The organism is Mycobacterium interjectum, assembly GCF_900078675.2.
GTDB lineage: Bacteria > Actinomycetota > Actinomycetes > Mycobacteriales > Mycobacteriaceae > Mycobacterium > Mycobacterium interjectum.
This window is the reverse complement of sequence record NZ_LT546237.1, coordinates 4,471,970-4,485,022: the sequence shown is the minus strand read 5'-3', so window position 1 is coordinate 4,485,022 and position 13,053 is coordinate 4,471,970. Positions and strand designations below refer to the sequence as shown.

The window sequence follows — 13,053 nt, the reverse complement described above, 5'->3', positions numbered from 1 at the left end:
CGGTCACGTCTCCCCGGTGGGTTACCCCATGGCAGTTGCCGGAAACCCCGGCTAGAGCTCGCTGATGTGCTGCACCGGCAGCCGGGCCCCCCGCCGGGGTTCGTACGCCAGCCCGCTGGCTTCCAGCAGCCGAACCACTCGGTGGCGGTGCGGCCGCATGGGCTCGAGCAATTCGAGCATCGCCGCGTCATCGACGGGGCGCCCCAGCAGGGTCCAGCCGATCATCTTCGGGACGTGGTAATCGCCCACCGAGACGGCATCGGCGTCACCGAAAGCGCGCTGCGCGGTCTCGGCTGCGGTCCACTCACCGACTCCCGGCAGGGAGGTCAGCGCTTGGCGGGCCTGCTCCGCAGGCCGCGACACCAGCCGTTCCAGGGAGGATGCCCGGCGCGCGCAGCCCACCACGGCCTGCGCCCGCCTGGGATCCACGTTGGCGCGATGAAACTCCCACGACGGGATGTGCCGCCACGCCTCGGCCGACGGCGGCACCCGCATCCCGTCCGGGGCCGGCCCGGGCGCCGGCGCGCCGTACTTGGACACCAGCAGACGCCACGACCGAAACGCGTCCGCGCCGGGCACCCGCTGCTCGATGATCGCCGGAATCAAGGCTTCCAGCACCAGTCCGGTTCGGCCCAGCCGCAAGTGGGGGACGCGCTGGTGCGCGGCGGCGACCGTCGGATCGCACGGTACGAAGTTCGACGCATCGTCGTCGGCGCCCAGCAATGCCGGCAGCATCTCGACGAATTGCTGCGCACCGCCGCCCCACGCCACGCAATGGGCGGCGTTGGCGGCCGCGCGGGTGATCCGCGCGGTGACCGGGCCGGTGGGCAGCAGGCTGGTCCGCCAGATGGCGCCGTCGCCGGGCATCCGGAAGCACGGATCCCGGGGACCCCGGCGCAGCGGTGCCAGGGTGTGCCCGAAGCTGGCGGCCCCGGGAAACGTGACCGTGCGCGCGCTCTTCACGAGATCCTCTCCGGAACGCCCTGATTGACCGTCAACCGTGTCCCAAGACAATATTGCGATGTGGCGACGCCGTTCGATGACCCGCAGGGCGAACTGGCCTGGATGTTCCTGCAGAGCACGAGCGAGGGCGGGGACCTCGATGAAGGCTTCGCGCTGCTCAGCGACGACTTCACCTACTGGACCCTGGCCACGCGCACGGCGTGCGACAAGGAAACGTTTCGGCACGCGATCGAGCGACGCAAACGAGACCTCGAGCTCACCATCGACTTGGTGCGTTGTGTCAACGAGGGAGACACGGTCGTCGTCGAGGCCCAAGCCAGTGGAACCACCGTGGGCGGCGTCGGATACGACAGCCCGTTCGTGTGCATTTTCGACACCCGCGACGGCCTGATCGTCGCCATGCGCCTATACAGCGACACCCGAGCGCACGAGGCTGCGCTTCCCGGCTGGACGCCCTACTGAGCCGAGACGCTGATCTCCGCCTTGTTGGGGTAGAAGGCGACGTGCCCCGCGATCGCCGCGACGGCGGGGTAGGGCTGCTCGTACGTCCAGATCACGTCGTGGACGGTGTCGCCGGCCGAGGTGGTCACGCTGTAGTAGCTGGCATCCCCCTTGAACGGGCAGTGGGTGCTGGTGTCGGTGCGGGTCAGCCGGTCACCCACCACGTCAGCCATCGGAATGTATTGCACCGCAGGCAAAGTGGCCTCGCGCAACTCCAGCGCCGCGGTGGTGTCGGCTACGAGTTCGCCGTTGACGCGCACCTGCACGCGCGCCTTCGTCGGCTCGATGGTGATCGGATGCCCGGCGCTGGGTTCTTTGATTTCGGGGTGGCTCACGGTTCCTCCTCGGACGCGGATAGAGGGTGCAACAACGCCCGGCACCCAACGCTTCCCGACCGGCACGCCCGGGCCTATTCGGACTGCGCGGCCTTGTCTTTTCGAGGGTTCTGCCCGCCCTTCAGCGCGGCCCAGAACCGGGCCGCCTCGCGGATGGATTCCTCCACGGGGCGCGGCTGCCAGCCCAGCTCGCGGACCGCCTTGCCGTGGTCGACGGGGGCCTCCGCGCGCATCATGCGCACCGACTCGAGGCTGAGTTCGGCATCCTTGCCGGTGATCCGCGCCCGGAGGCTGCCGAACGCGCCCAGGGCATACAGCACCGGTACCGAGATCGAGCGCCGGGGCGGCGGCACACCGGCCTCGTCGGCCGCGATCCGCACCACCTCGCTGAGCGGGATCATCCGCTCGGAGATCAGGTAGCGCTCCCCGATGCGCCCGCGTTCGGCGGCGATGATCATGGCCCGGGCGGCGTCGTCGACGCCGACGACTTCCAGTGCGATGCCGTCCATCAGGAAGGGCAGCTTGCCGAAGACCGCGCCGGCGATGAACGCGCCGTGCGGGGTGCGGCCCCAGTCGCCGCTGCCGTAGGTCGTTGAGACGCACATCGCGACGGCGGGCAGCCCGGCCTGGGCCACGTACCGCATCACCAGGTCTTCTGCCTGAACGCGGGATTGGACATAGGCGGACAGCCCGCGCGAGCCGACCCGGTCCTCTTCGGTGGCCACGTGCCCGCGCCGCCGGCCCACCGTCGCGTAGGTGCTGGTGAAGATGAACCTGCGCAGGTCGGGTTCCTTGACGGCGACCTCGAGGACGTTGCGCAGGCCCTCGACGTTGGTGCGGAACAGCGGCGCCGGGTCGCGCAACCAGGCGCGGGTGTCGACGACGCAGTAGTACACGTCGTCGACGCCGTCCATCGCGTCGCGCAACGTGTCGGTGTCGAAAACGTCGCCGTGAAAGCGGGTGAGCTCGAGATCGTCGATGGCGCGGGTGTTGGCGGTCGGGCGCACCATCGCCCGCACCTCGGCCCCGTCGGCGACGAGCTGGCGGGTCACATGTGACCCCAGAAAGCCGTTGGCGCCGATGACCAGCTTGGGTTTGGTGCTCACTTAAGCTCCTCCGTATTGCTGCATCCAGCGCGCCGCGTCCTCGTCGAGCGTGCCCAGGGCTTGGGCCTTGCGGCACCATTTCATTCCCGCGCGCAGGAAGCGCAGCGGGTTGTAGATGTCCTCTTCACGGCTCCACTGGCCGTCGCCGGCGTACGTGATGATCGTGATGTTGGTCGCGCTGATGACGCTGCCGTCGCCGGGGTCGCGCATGGGGTTGTCCAGCTCGAGGATGACCCGTCCCGTGGACTCGTCGATGACCGACCACAACGTCGGGAACGCGACCATATGGCTGCCCGGGAACGTCGTCATCGTTTGCTTGATCCACGCGCGCACCTCGTCGCGGCCGCGCATGGTGCCCGCCGCGTGCTCGATGTACTCGACGTCGGGCGTGTACTGCTCGACCCAGGCGTCCCAGTCCCGGGTTTCGGCGGCCCGGGCGACCGTCGCCTCGAACGTCGCGAACGCGGAAGCCAGCTCGCTACGGGAGAACGCTGGCCCTGTCATTTTGCGGCACCGTTGCAGCTCATCGGCGGAGTGTAGCCTGGGCTCCATCTGGGCACGGCTGTGGCCGATCAGAAAGGCAGGCAATGACAGATCCTCAAAAGGCGCTTCTCGCCGGCGGCTGTTTCTGGGGCATGCAGGATTTGATCCGCAAGCAGCCCGGCGTGATATCGACGCGGGTCGGATACAGCGGTGGTGACGTCCCCAACGCGACCTACCGCAATCACGGCACCCACGCCGAGGCCGTCGAAATCGTCTACGACCCGGCCGTCACCGATTACCGCACGCTGCTGGAGTTCTTCTTCCAGATCCACGATCCGACAACGAAAGACCGTCAGGGCAACGACAGGGGCACCAGCTACCGCTCGGCCATCTTCTATCTGAACGACGAGCAAAAGCGGATCGCGCTGGACACCATCGCCGACGTCGAGGCGTCGGGCCTGTGGCCCGGCAAGGTCGTGACCGAGGTCAGCCCGGCCGGTGATTTCTGGGAGGCCGAGCCCGAGCACCAGGACTACCTGCAGCGCTACCCCAACGGGTACACCTGCCACTTCGTGCGTCCCGGTTGGAAGTTGCCGCGCCGCGCCACCGCCGGATAGTGGCGATCGCAAGCGCGGCGCAGCGGGTCGCCACTATCGGATAGTCAACGCGCTCAGCGCCGGTGGACCATGATGCGTCCGCCGTCCTTCGGGGTGAACGCGACGCCGCGGTTGTGGCATCGTTCCCCGGGTTCCGTGGTGGTCTCAATGGTGAAGTTGCGCAACACCGTTCGCAACACCACGTCCATCTCCATGTTGGCGAATGCCGCACCCACGCAGCGACGGGTCCCGCCGCCGAACGGAATCCACGCGAACGAGGACGGCTTGCTTTCGATGTAGCGCTGTGGGTCGAAGCGCTCGGGCTCGGGAAAAACGCTGGCGTCGTTGTGGATCTGCGCGATGCTGATGATGATCGAATCCCCGCGGGAAAGGACCCACTCGCCGAGTTGAAAGACCGGCGGGTAGACGCGTCGGGCGGCGAAATCGATGACCGTCCGCGCCCGCTGGACCTCTAGGATCGTCGCCTGGCGCAGCTCGGAGCCGCCCTGCTCCGCCTCTTCGACCAACGCGGCCAGGACACCCGGGTGGCGGCTCAATCGCTCGAAAGCCCAGCCCAGCGTCGACGCGGTGGTTTCGTGCCCGGCCGCCAGCAACGTGAGCAGCTCGTCGCCAATATCCTTGCGGGACATTGCCGAACCGTCCTCATAGGTGCTGCGCAGCATCAGCGACAGCACGTCGGTCCGCTCGTCGAAATGGGGATCGGCCCGCTCGGCGTCGATCAGCTTGTCGATGACGACGTCGTACTGCCGGCGCCATTGGTCCAACCGACCCCACGGGCTCAACCGGCCAAGGTTCCGTTCAGGTTTCGGCAGCGCCGCCATGCGCGAACCCAAGGTGACCCACGGCGGGATCAGCCGACGCAGCTCGTCGAGCTCCGCTCCTTCGGCCCCGAACACCGCGCGCAGGATGGCGTTGAGCGTGATGTGCATCATCGACGGCAGCGTGGCGAAGGGCCTGCCCTCCGGCCAGCCGGCCGCCTCCCGCAGGGTCTCCTCTTCGATGATCCGTTCGTAGTTCTTCATGCTCTTGCCGTGAAACGGCGGCGCCAACAGGCGTCGACGCCGGCGGTGATCGTCGCCGTCGAGCGCGAACACCGAGCCGGAGCCGAACAGCCTGCTCAGGTTGGGCTGGATGTTCCCCAGCTCTTCCGGGCTGGTGGTGAAGACCTGCTTCGCCAGCCGCCAGTCGCCGACCACCACCACGCGGCCGTAGATCGGGATGTTGACGGTGAACACGTTGCCGTGTCGGCGCGCCAGCCGCTGGATCATCCGCCGGCGCGAGATCGCAAAGAAAATGCCCTGCAGCAGTTTCGGCATCCGGGTGGCCGGCGGCAACCGAACGGCCGGCGGGGCGGTGACGACGTCGCTCATGGCGGTGATGCTCCCCATTTCTCCCCGATTCGGGGCTGGTACCACGGTGTACCAAAACCTTTCCCGATACGGTACTCTGTGGTACCAAACCTGACAAGGTCCGTGTTCGCGAAGGGGCGCCGCCTGTGATATCAACGGTCGACACCGCGGTCCTCGCCGATGCCCTGGACGAATCGGATCCCTTTCGGCTCCGGCTGCTCGACGGTCTCGCCGCTTCGATCGGCGAGCGTGGCTACCGCGCCAGCACCGTCGCCGACGTGGTCCGCCACGCCCGCACGTCAAAGCGCACGTTTTACGACCAGTTCGCCAGCAAGGAGGAGTGCTTCCTGGAGTTGCTGCGCGCCGACATCGAGAAGCTCGGCGAGAGCATCGTCGCCGCGGTCGATCCCGAGGCGGACTGGCACCGACAGATTCGTCAGGCCGTCGAGGCCTACGTCGAACACATGGAGGCCCGCCCGGCCATCACCTTGAGCTTGATTCGCGAGCTCCCGTCGCTGGGCGCCGTCGCCCGGCCGGTCCAGCGCCGCGGCGTGCAGTTGTTGTCCAACCTGCTGATCGACCTCAGTGCGAGCCCGGGATTTCGCCGCGCGGAGCTGCCGCCGTTGACCGCGCCGCTGGCCGTGATCCTGCTGGGCGGTCTACGGGAGCTGACCGCGCTGTCGGTCGAGGACGGCCGGCCCGTCCGCGAAATCGTCGAACCGGCCGTCGACGCCTCCATAGCCCTGCTGGGCCCGCGAAGTTAGGCTCGTCGCGGACCCCAAATGGACTTGGAGGATTGCGATGCGGCTGTCGACGCGGAACCAGCTCAAGGGAACTATCACCGAGGTCGATCTCGGCAGCGTGATGGCGATCGTCAAGGTCAAGCTCGACGGCGGCGACCAGATCGTCACGTCCTCGGTCACCAAGGACGCGGCGACCGACCTCGGCCTGGCGGTCGGTCAGCCGGCGACGGTGTTCATCAAGTCCACCGAGGTCACCATCGGCGTCGAGTGACGCGGCGGCCGCGTTCGGCCCTCGCGACACTGAAACTACGCGCACGACACGCCCCGAAAAACGTCGCAGCAGTTTACGTTTCGGCGCGCAGGAAGGCCCGGAGGCGGTCGAGGACCAGCTCGGGGCGCTCCTCGACGATCCAGTGGCCGGCGCCCTCGACGACCTCGACCTCGAAATCGCTGATGCGGTCGGCGTATCCGTCCAACAGGTCCACGGTGAGCACGGGATCCTTCGTCCCGCTCAGCCAACGGACCGGCACCTCGACGTGGGCGTCGTTGTATTCGCCGCGCAGCCAGCGCAACAGCTCCGTGCTCAAAAAGGTGCGGTACCACCGCGAGCCGGCCAACGCATGCCCGGGCTGGCGCATGCACTCGATGTAGAAGTGGACGTCGTCCTCGGGCACCAGGTAGTCCCCGCCGACCCACGAGGCCAGCGACCGGTAGAACCGGGCCTTCGGATCGCCGACCACGCGCGGGCCGATCACCGGCAGCGCTATGGGGACCTGGTACCAGAACCGCCAGACGTTGCGCAGCAGCTTGAGGTTGGGCTTGGTCCATGGCGCGGAGGTGTTCATCCCGAAAAATCCGGTGACCTTCTCCGGATGGCGCAGCATCATGGTGAACGCGACAGGGCCGCCCCAGTCATGGGCGGCCAGTTTGACGGTCGCGACGCCCAAACGGTCCAGCACCGCGGCCAAGTCGTCGGCCATGTCGTTCTTGAGGTATCGGGACGGCGGCGCCGAGCTCCACCCCGCGCCCCGCAGGTCGGGGCACAGCACGCGATAGCCGTCGGCGGCGAGCGGACCGATCAGTTCGTGCCACTCCCACCAGTTCTGGGGAAAGCCGTGCACCAGCATCACCGCGGGCCCATGGGCCGGACCGGCGTCCGCGACGTGGATGGTGACGCCATCCCCGAGCTCGATGTACCTGTGTTCGACACCGTCCAGCGCGGGCATAGCGACCATGTGTTGAGAAGGTACTCGACGCCGCGACGATGATTAAGCCAGGAACCGTTTCACATAGGGCGCGAAGCGCGACCGCAGGCTGTCCTCCGTGAGGCCGAACATTTCGTAGGACGTTTCGACGTTTCCGAGCCGGCCGCGCTGGTGGCCCGCCAGGTAGTCGGCGACCGCCCGACGCGCCGGCTCGGTGAACGGCTCGCCGGCCAGCGCGTACACCCGCTCGGCGACGCCGGTTTCGTCGGCCATGAAATCGTCGAAGCGAATGTCGATCGAGCGTTGTGGACCGATCGTGTCGCGGTCGCGGACGAGTGCGGCCAGCATCTGGTCGAGGCGGTCGACCCAGTATTGCGCGATCTGCGGCACCGGCACCGGCGAGCGGTGCATGCGCGCCGAGTAAGTGATCATCGCGATCATCGACAGCGCCACGGGGACAGGGTCGCGGTGGGTGAACACCACGATGCTGCCGGGAAAGACGCGGTCCAACACCGGCACCTGCTCGAGGTGCTGGGGCGACTTGAGCAGCCAGCGCCGCCCGCCGCGCAGAAACTGCATGGCCTTGAGTTGCCGGGCGAGGTATTCGTAGTGCGGTGTTTGGTCGTGGGCCTGGTAGTAGTCGCGCCAGCGCGGCACGTCGGCCACCGTCTCGAAGAGCATCGTCGAAAAGTCGTTGGCCAGCAACTGGATTTCTTCGTGGACGTGATCGGTGGTCATCTCGTGCATGAGCGGGAAATACGGCATCACGGTGTTGATCGCGCCGATCCCGACGTCCATCCGGACCCGCCGCGGGTCGGGCTCGAGGCCCGCCTCCTGCGGCAGCGGAAACGGTTCGACGCTTTCCCAGTACGGCATGGTGCGGAAGGTGGGCGGCGCCGCCAGCAGGTTGTGCAGATGGGTGGTGCCGGTGCGGGGCAGGCCGGCGATCACGATCGGCGGCACCAGCTCGATGTCGTCGATGTCGGGATGCCTGCTCACCAGGTCGGTGAACAGGAGCCGGTTCTTGAGCAACTGCACCAGCTGCGCGTAGAAGTTGACCGCGCCTGCCGCGTGCAACCCGTCGATCTCGCGCAGCGCGGCGAGGTAGACGTCGAGCCGTTCTCGGTAGTCCTCGGAGCCGAAATCGGTGAGGCCGGTATCGGCGGCGGCCCGGGCGTGCAGCGCGCCGGCGTCCAACGGACAGTCCGGCGCCAGCGTGGCCACCATGTCGAGAATTTGCTGCGCCTCGGGGCTGAACCGGGGCTGGGCGAGGTCGTCAAGGCGAACGGCGGCGGTCACGGCGACTTATGTTACTCTCAGTTTCGTAATGGTAGTGGATTTTGGCCGACCCCGCGACCCACGCATCGACGGCGCGGTGCTGAGCGCCACCGTCGAACTGCTCGCCGAGACGGGCTATGCCGGGCTGTTGGTCTCCGCGATCGCCGAACGGGCCGGCACCAGCAAGCCCGCGATCTACCGCCGCTGGCCGAGCAAGGCGCACCTCGTCCACGAGGCGGTGTTTCCTATCGGCGCGGCGACCGAGTTGCCCGATACCGGAACGTTGCCCGACGACCTGCGCGAAATGGTCCGCCGCTCAATGGCTTTCCTGACGACACCACCCGCCAGGGCGGCCCTGCCCGGGCTGGTGGCCGAGATGGCCGCGGACCCGACGCTGCACTCGGCGCTGTTGGAGCGATTCGCCGGCGTCGTCGGCGGCGGCCTCGCAGAGTTGCTGCGGCGGGCCGCGGGCCGCGGCGAGGTCCGGTCCGACGTCACCGCCGCCGAATTGACCGAGGCGATCGCCGGCATCACGCTCATGGGCCTGTTGACCCGCGTCGCCGAACTCGACGACGCGTGGGTCGACCGCACCACCACCTTGCTTCTGAAAGGAATCCGCGCATGACGCACGAATCGACGGCCGCGTGGCAGGAGCTACTGGCCACCCTCGGTGGTCTCGACCGCGGCTTCCTCGAGGGCGACCGCGCGGTCACCGACGATCGCCACATCGCCGACGGCTACCGCACGCTGGCCACCACGCTCGGCGTCGCCCTGGACGCCTACCTGTTCCCCGAGCCCGGCCGGCCGCAGTTCGTCGCGGTGAACACGCCGTTCCGCCGGGACCGCCGCTGGGGCGGCGACAACACCGACGCCTACTACTTCCTGTGCCCGGTCGATCCGAAGCGGCGCTACCACATCAGTGGGAATCGCGGTGACAGCGTGTACTTTTCGGTGACGGCCTACAACGAGCCGTCGCCGGGCGCCTGGTCGGACCGGGTCGTGTCGATAATCCGCGACAGTGACCTCGACGTCGACGCCGACGGCAACTTCAGCTTCGAATTCCCCCCGACCCCCGACGCGGCCGTGCTGATGACCCGCGATTACCAGGCCGACCCGCTGACCGGCCGCCCGGTCGTCTGGCACATCGAGGCGTTCGACGAGCCGGATCCGATTCGGCACGGCGACGCCGAAACGGCCGCGAGCCTGCGCGCGGCCGCCACCTGGCTGCGCACGATGCTTGCCATCGTCCCGCTGGCCGTCGGTGAGCGCGTTGCTGACGAGCACGCGCTCGGGCACGAAACCGCCCATGCTGCCAACGAATTCGCCCACCCCTATCAGGTGCCCGACGCCAACTTCGGCTGGTCGGCCCGCGATGCGTGCTACTCCTACGGCAGCTTTGTGCTCGACGACGACGAGGCGCTGGTGATCACGCACCGACCGCCGGCGTGCCGATTCTGGAACATGGTGGTGTGGAACCAGTTCATGGCCACCTTCGGCGCGTCAGATGCGCGCTGCTCGGTCAATGGGCACAGCGCCGCGCTCAACAGCGACGGCTCGGTGACCATCGTCGTGTCCCACATGCTGACCGCCCACCCGAATTCGCTGACCACGCTGGGCTATCCGCGAGGCAACCTCGCCTTCCGCTGGTTCCTGGCCGACGGGGTGCCCGAGCGCCCCGACGTGAAACTCGTCAAGCTGTCCGAGGCGCCGACCGCGGTGCTTTAAACCTCGCCGACCAACTCGATGGCGCGGCCCAGGGTTCTCAGTTTGGCATCCAACGTTTCGCCGGCGGGATACAGCCGCACGGTGTTGACGCCGGCGTCGCGCCAGACAGCGAGCCGGGACCGCACCATCTCCTCGGTCCCGATGAGCGTGGTGGCGAGGACCATTTCGTCGGTCACCAACCCTGCCGCGCCGTCGCGGTCGCCGCGCTGCCAGCGCTGGCGGACCTCGGCCGCCACGTCGGCCCAGCCTTGGCGGCTGTAGGCCTGGTTGTAGAAGTTGGTGCTCGACGACCCCATGCCACCGAGGCTGAAGGCGAGCTCCTTTTTGCGGCCCGCGACCATCCCGCGCAGCTCGTCTTCATCCGCGGCGAAGGCGACCTCGGCGCCCTGGCAGATGTCGATGTCGGCGCGACCGCGCCCGGCGGCGGCCAAGCCCTCGTCGAGGTGCGAGAAGTAGGCATCGGCGGCGCCCTCCGGCACGAAGCTGGTGCCCAGCCAGCCGTCGGCGATCCGCCCGGTCAGGCGCAGCATCGCCGGCGACAGCGCCGCCAAATAGATCGGAACGGCGTGCTCGGGCCGGGTCGACAGCCGCATCGGCACCGCCTCACCGCCGAGCCTTGGGATCTGGAATTCCTTCCCGGCGTACGAGATCTTGCCTCCGCCGAACGCCTGCCGCACGACATCGACGGTCTCGGCGATACGCGCCAGCGGCCGGTTGAACGAGACGCCGTGCAGGCCCTCGATCACCTGCGGACCCGACGCCCCCAGGCCCAGCAGGAATCGCCCGTTCGACAGGTTGGACAGCGTGATCGCGGTCTGGGCCACCAGGACGGGCGAGCGGGTGCCGACCTGCAGGATGCCGGAACCGAGCAGCACCCGGTCGGTCCGCGCCGCGAGGTAGCCCAGCGCCGACGGCGCGTCCGAACCCCACGCCTCGGCCACCCAGCACACGTCGAGACCCAGCTTCTCCGCCTCGAGCACCAAGGTGACGACTTCGTCTGCGGCGCCGGACAACTCGACCGTCGTCGCCGTCCGCATCAACGGACCCCGCGTTCGGCCAGCCTCTTGAGCGCGGCGAGCGTCTTGGTGATCGCGGCCTCGAATTCCCGCATCCGCACGAACACGATCTTTTCTTCCTTGTCGGGCATCGAGTCGATGGCCACGGAAAGCCCCGAACGTCCCGGTCCCATCCGCATCCAGAAGCTCAGGAGGGTGCCGCCGTCCCGGGGCTTCAGCCGAAACCGCCAGGTCGCCGACGGATTTTCGATTTCACCCACCGCCCAGGCGAATTCGCGCGGGCGATCGCACGCGACGATCTGCGAGGTGGTGCTCCACTGCCCGAACGCCTCGTGCTCGTTATGGCCGACGAAGCGGGCGCCGGCCCGGGGCCGGTCGGATCCCTCGGCCCACTCCACCGCCTTGAGCTCGTTGCTGAACGTCGGCATCAACTGGATGTCGGAGACCAGATCCCAGACCCGCGCCGGGTCAGCGTCGATCCACGTAGAGGCTTCCACCGTGGGGGTGTCCGCGTAGCGTGCGCCGGTCCATTCCACGCACCTCATTGTCCCCCGGAACGGGCCCGAGGCAATGCTCCGGACAGAAGCGGGACAGATACGTTATGCGGCGACCGGGACCCGATCGGCGGGCTGGTCAGGGCTGGTCTTGCGCGTCCACGAGTCCGGGAAGGTCAGCCTGACGATCTTGCGGACGACGGTGCCAAACTGCTGCAGCAGCGGGCCCCGGTTGTAGGGGATGCCGTACCGCTGGCAGATCTCCTGCACCTCGGGCGCGATCTCGGCATACCTGCGGGCCGGCATGTCCGGGAACAGGTGGTGCTCGATCTGGTGCGAGAGGTTGCCGGACAGCAGGTGAAACAGCTTGCCCCCGGTCAGGTTTGCCGAACCGAGCACCTGGCGGAAGTACCACATGCCGCGGGACTCGTCCTTGGTCTCCTCGACGGTGAACTCCTGGGTGCCGTCCGGGAAGTGGCCGCAGAAGATGATCATGTACGACCACACGTTGCGCATCAGGTTGGCCGACAGGTTGCCCGCGAAGACGAACGGGGCGAACGGCCCGGCCAGCAGCGGGAAGGCGACATAGTCCTTGAGGGTCTGCCGGCGGGTCTTCTTCCAGATCTCGCGCAGCACCTCGCGCTTGTCGGCGAGCCGGATCTCCCCGGAGCGGATGCGTTCGGTTTCCAGCTCGTGCAGCGCGACCCCGTATTGGAACAGCACCATCAGCAGGAAGGCGTACACGGGATTGCCGATGAAGTATGGCGTCCAGCGCTGGTCCTCGCTCATCCGCAGGATGCCGTAGCCGATGTCGCGGTCCATCCCGACGATGTTGGTGTGCGTGTGGTGCATGTAGTTGTGCGAGTGCCGCCACTGCTCGGCGGGGCAGGCCGTGTCCCACTCGAAGGACCGGCCGGAGATCGCCGGGTCGCGCATCCAGTCGTACTGGCCATGCATGATGTTGTGGCCGATCTCCATGTTGTCCAGGATCTTGGACACGCCCAGCATCGCGGTGCCCAGCGGCCAGGCCGGCGGCAGAAATAGCAGTGCCCGGCCGCCGACTTCCAGCGCGCGCTGCGCTTTGATGACGCGGCGGATGTAGTCGGCGTCCTCTTCGCCCAGGTCCGCCATCACGCGTTCCTTGATGGCGTCGAGTTCGCGGCCGAATGCCTCGGCCTGCTCGGCGGTGAGGGTAATTTTGTTGTCTGACATGGCATTTCTCCTCTCTATGGTGAGAG

At 67.8% G+C, this 13,053-nt stretch carries 16 protein-coding genes; 6 read left to right on the top strand and 10 right to left on the bottom strand.

What is annotated here, in order from left to right:
• Nucleotides 1–51: 51 nt before the first annotated feature.
• Nucleotides 52–963, bottom strand: coding sequence for a DNA-3-methyladenine glycosylase family protein (locus BN4348_RS56230; protein ID WP_066917311.1), 912 nt, complete (start codon nucleotides 961–963; stop codon nucleotides 52–54).
• A 60-nt stretch (nucleotides 964–1,023) separates the two neighbouring features.
• Between BN4348_RS56230 and BN4348_RS56225 the strand changes: the two genes are divergently transcribed.
• A complete protein-coding gene (locus BN4348_RS56225; RefSeq protein WP_066917310.1) occupies nucleotides 1,024–1,425 on the top strand; it encodes a nuclear transport factor 2 family protein in 402 nt (133 codons plus the stop codon).
• On the opposite strand, the gene BN4348_RS56220 is transcribed toward BN4348_RS56225, so the two are convergent.
• The 3 genes from BN4348_RS56220 to BN4348_RS56210 form a co-directional block, all read right to left on the bottom strand.
• Nucleotides 1,419–1,799, bottom strand: coding sequence for a DUF427 domain-containing protein (locus BN4348_RS56220; RefSeq protein WP_066917309.1), 381 nt, complete (start codon nucleotides 1,797–1,799; stop codon nucleotides 1,419–1,421). The two genes, BN4348_RS56225 and BN4348_RS56220, sit on opposite strands and share 7 nt — an antisense overlap.
• 74 nt (nucleotides 1,800–1,873) lie before the next feature.
• Nucleotides 1,874–2,905 carry an NAD-dependent epimerase/dehydratase family protein gene (locus tag BN4348_RS56215; RefSeq protein WP_066917308.1) on the bottom strand — a complete coding sequence of 344 codons (1,032 nt, stop codon included), beginning with the start codon at nucleotides 2,903–2,905 and terminating at the stop codon, nucleotides 1,874–1,876.
• Nucleotides 2,906–3,409: a nuclear transport factor 2 family protein gene (locus BN4348_RS56210; protein WP_066917365.1), complete on the bottom strand. Its 504-nt coding sequence runs from the start codon at nucleotides 3,407–3,409 to the stop codon at nucleotides 2,906–2,908.
• A gap of 83 nt (nucleotides 3,410–3,492) precedes the next feature.
• Here BN4348_RS56210 and msrA point away from each other — a divergent pair, with 83 nt between their 5' ends.
• On the top strand, nucleotides 3,493–4,005 hold the full coding sequence (gene msrA / locus BN4348_RS56205; RefSeq protein ID WP_066917307.1) for a peptide-methionine (S)-S-oxide reductase MsrA: 513 nt from the start codon (nucleotides 3,493–3,495) through the stop codon (nucleotides 4,003–4,005).
• 53 nt (nucleotides 4,006–4,058) lie between these two features.
• Here the strand turns inward: msrA and BN4348_RS56200 are convergent, their stop codons facing one another.
• Nucleotides 4,059–5,375: a cytochrome P450 gene (locus BN4348_RS56200; RefSeq protein ID WP_066917364.1), complete on the bottom strand. Its 1,317-nt coding sequence runs from the start codon at nucleotides 5,373–5,375 to the stop codon at nucleotides 4,059–4,061.
• Between the two features lie 128 nt (nucleotides 5,376–5,503).
• On the opposite strand from BN4348_RS56200, the gene BN4348_RS56195 reads away from it, so the two are divergent.
• Together BN4348_RS56195 and BN4348_RS56190 are read left to right on the top strand one after the other, a co-directional pair.
• Nucleotides 5,504–6,118 (top strand): TetR/AcrR family transcriptional regulator, encoded by a 615-nt coding sequence (locus BN4348_RS56195; protein ID WP_066917363.1) that lies wholly within the window; start codon nucleotides 5,504–5,506, stop codon nucleotides 6,116–6,118.
• Nucleotides 6,119–6,155: 37 nt separating this feature from the next.
• Nucleotides 6,156–6,368, top strand: coding sequence for a TOBE domain-containing protein (locus BN4348_RS56190; RefSeq protein WP_066917306.1), 213 nt, complete (start codon nucleotides 6,156–6,158; stop codon nucleotides 6,366–6,368).
• Nucleotides 6,369–6,441: 73 nt separating this feature from the next.
• Here BN4348_RS56190 and BN4348_RS56185 read toward each other — a convergent pair whose 3' ends face one another.
• Nucleotides 6,442–7,332 (bottom strand): alpha/beta fold hydrolase, encoded by an 891-nt coding sequence (locus BN4348_RS56185; protein ID WP_066917305.1) that lies wholly within the window; start codon nucleotides 7,330–7,332, stop codon nucleotides 6,442–6,444.
• Nucleotides 7,333–7,365: 33 nt separating this feature from the next.
• Complete coding sequence (locus BN4348_RS56180) at nucleotides 7,366–8,601, bottom strand: sulfotransferase family protein (protein WP_066917304.1); 1,236 nt, start codon at nucleotides 8,599–8,601, stop codon at nucleotides 7,366–7,368.
• A gap of 28 nt (nucleotides 8,602–8,629) precedes the next feature.
• On the opposite strand from BN4348_RS56180, the gene BN4348_RS56175 reads away from it, so the two are divergent.
• Both BN4348_RS56175 and BN4348_RS56170 read left to right on the top strand, forming a co-directional pair.
• Nucleotides 8,630–9,205, top strand: coding sequence for a TetR/AcrR family transcriptional regulator (locus BN4348_RS56175; protein ID WP_066917303.1), 576 nt, complete (start codon nucleotides 8,630–8,632; stop codon nucleotides 9,203–9,205).
• Entirely contained in the window at nucleotides 9,202–10,305 is a 1,104-nt protein-coding gene (locus tag BN4348_RS56170; protein ID WP_066917302.1) for a DUF1214 domain-containing protein, read from the top strand. Before BN4348_RS56175 ends, BN4348_RS56170 begins: the two co-directional genes overlap by 4 nt.
• Here the strand turns inward: BN4348_RS56170 and BN4348_RS56165 are convergent.
• The 3 genes from BN4348_RS56165 to BN4348_RS56155 are packed head-to-tail and all read right to left on the bottom strand — an operon-like array spanning nucleotide 10,302 to nucleotide 13,027.
• Nucleotides 10,302–11,342, bottom strand: a complete 1,041-nt coding sequence (locus tag BN4348_RS56165) for an LLM class flavin-dependent oxidoreductase (RefSeq protein WP_066917301.1) — start codon at nucleotides 11,340–11,342, stop codon at nucleotides 10,302–10,304. The two genes, BN4348_RS56170 and BN4348_RS56165, sit on opposite strands and share 4 nt — an antisense overlap.
• On the bottom strand, nucleotides 11,342–11,866 hold the full coding sequence (locus BN4348_RS56160; RefSeq protein WP_211145786.1) for an SRPBCC family protein: 525 nt from the start codon (nucleotides 11,864–11,866) through the stop codon (nucleotides 11,342–11,344). Before BN4348_RS56160 ends, BN4348_RS56165 begins: the two co-directional genes overlap by 1 nt.
• Nucleotides 11,867–11,920: 54 nt before the next feature.
• The gene (locus BN4348_RS56155; protein WP_066917299.1) at nucleotides 11,921–13,027 is read right to left on the bottom strand and encodes a fatty acid desaturase family protein; all 1,107 of its coding nucleotides are present in this window, start codon (nucleotides 13,025–13,027) and stop codon (nucleotides 11,921–11,923) included.
• Nucleotides 13,028–13,053: the final 26 nt, after the last annotated feature.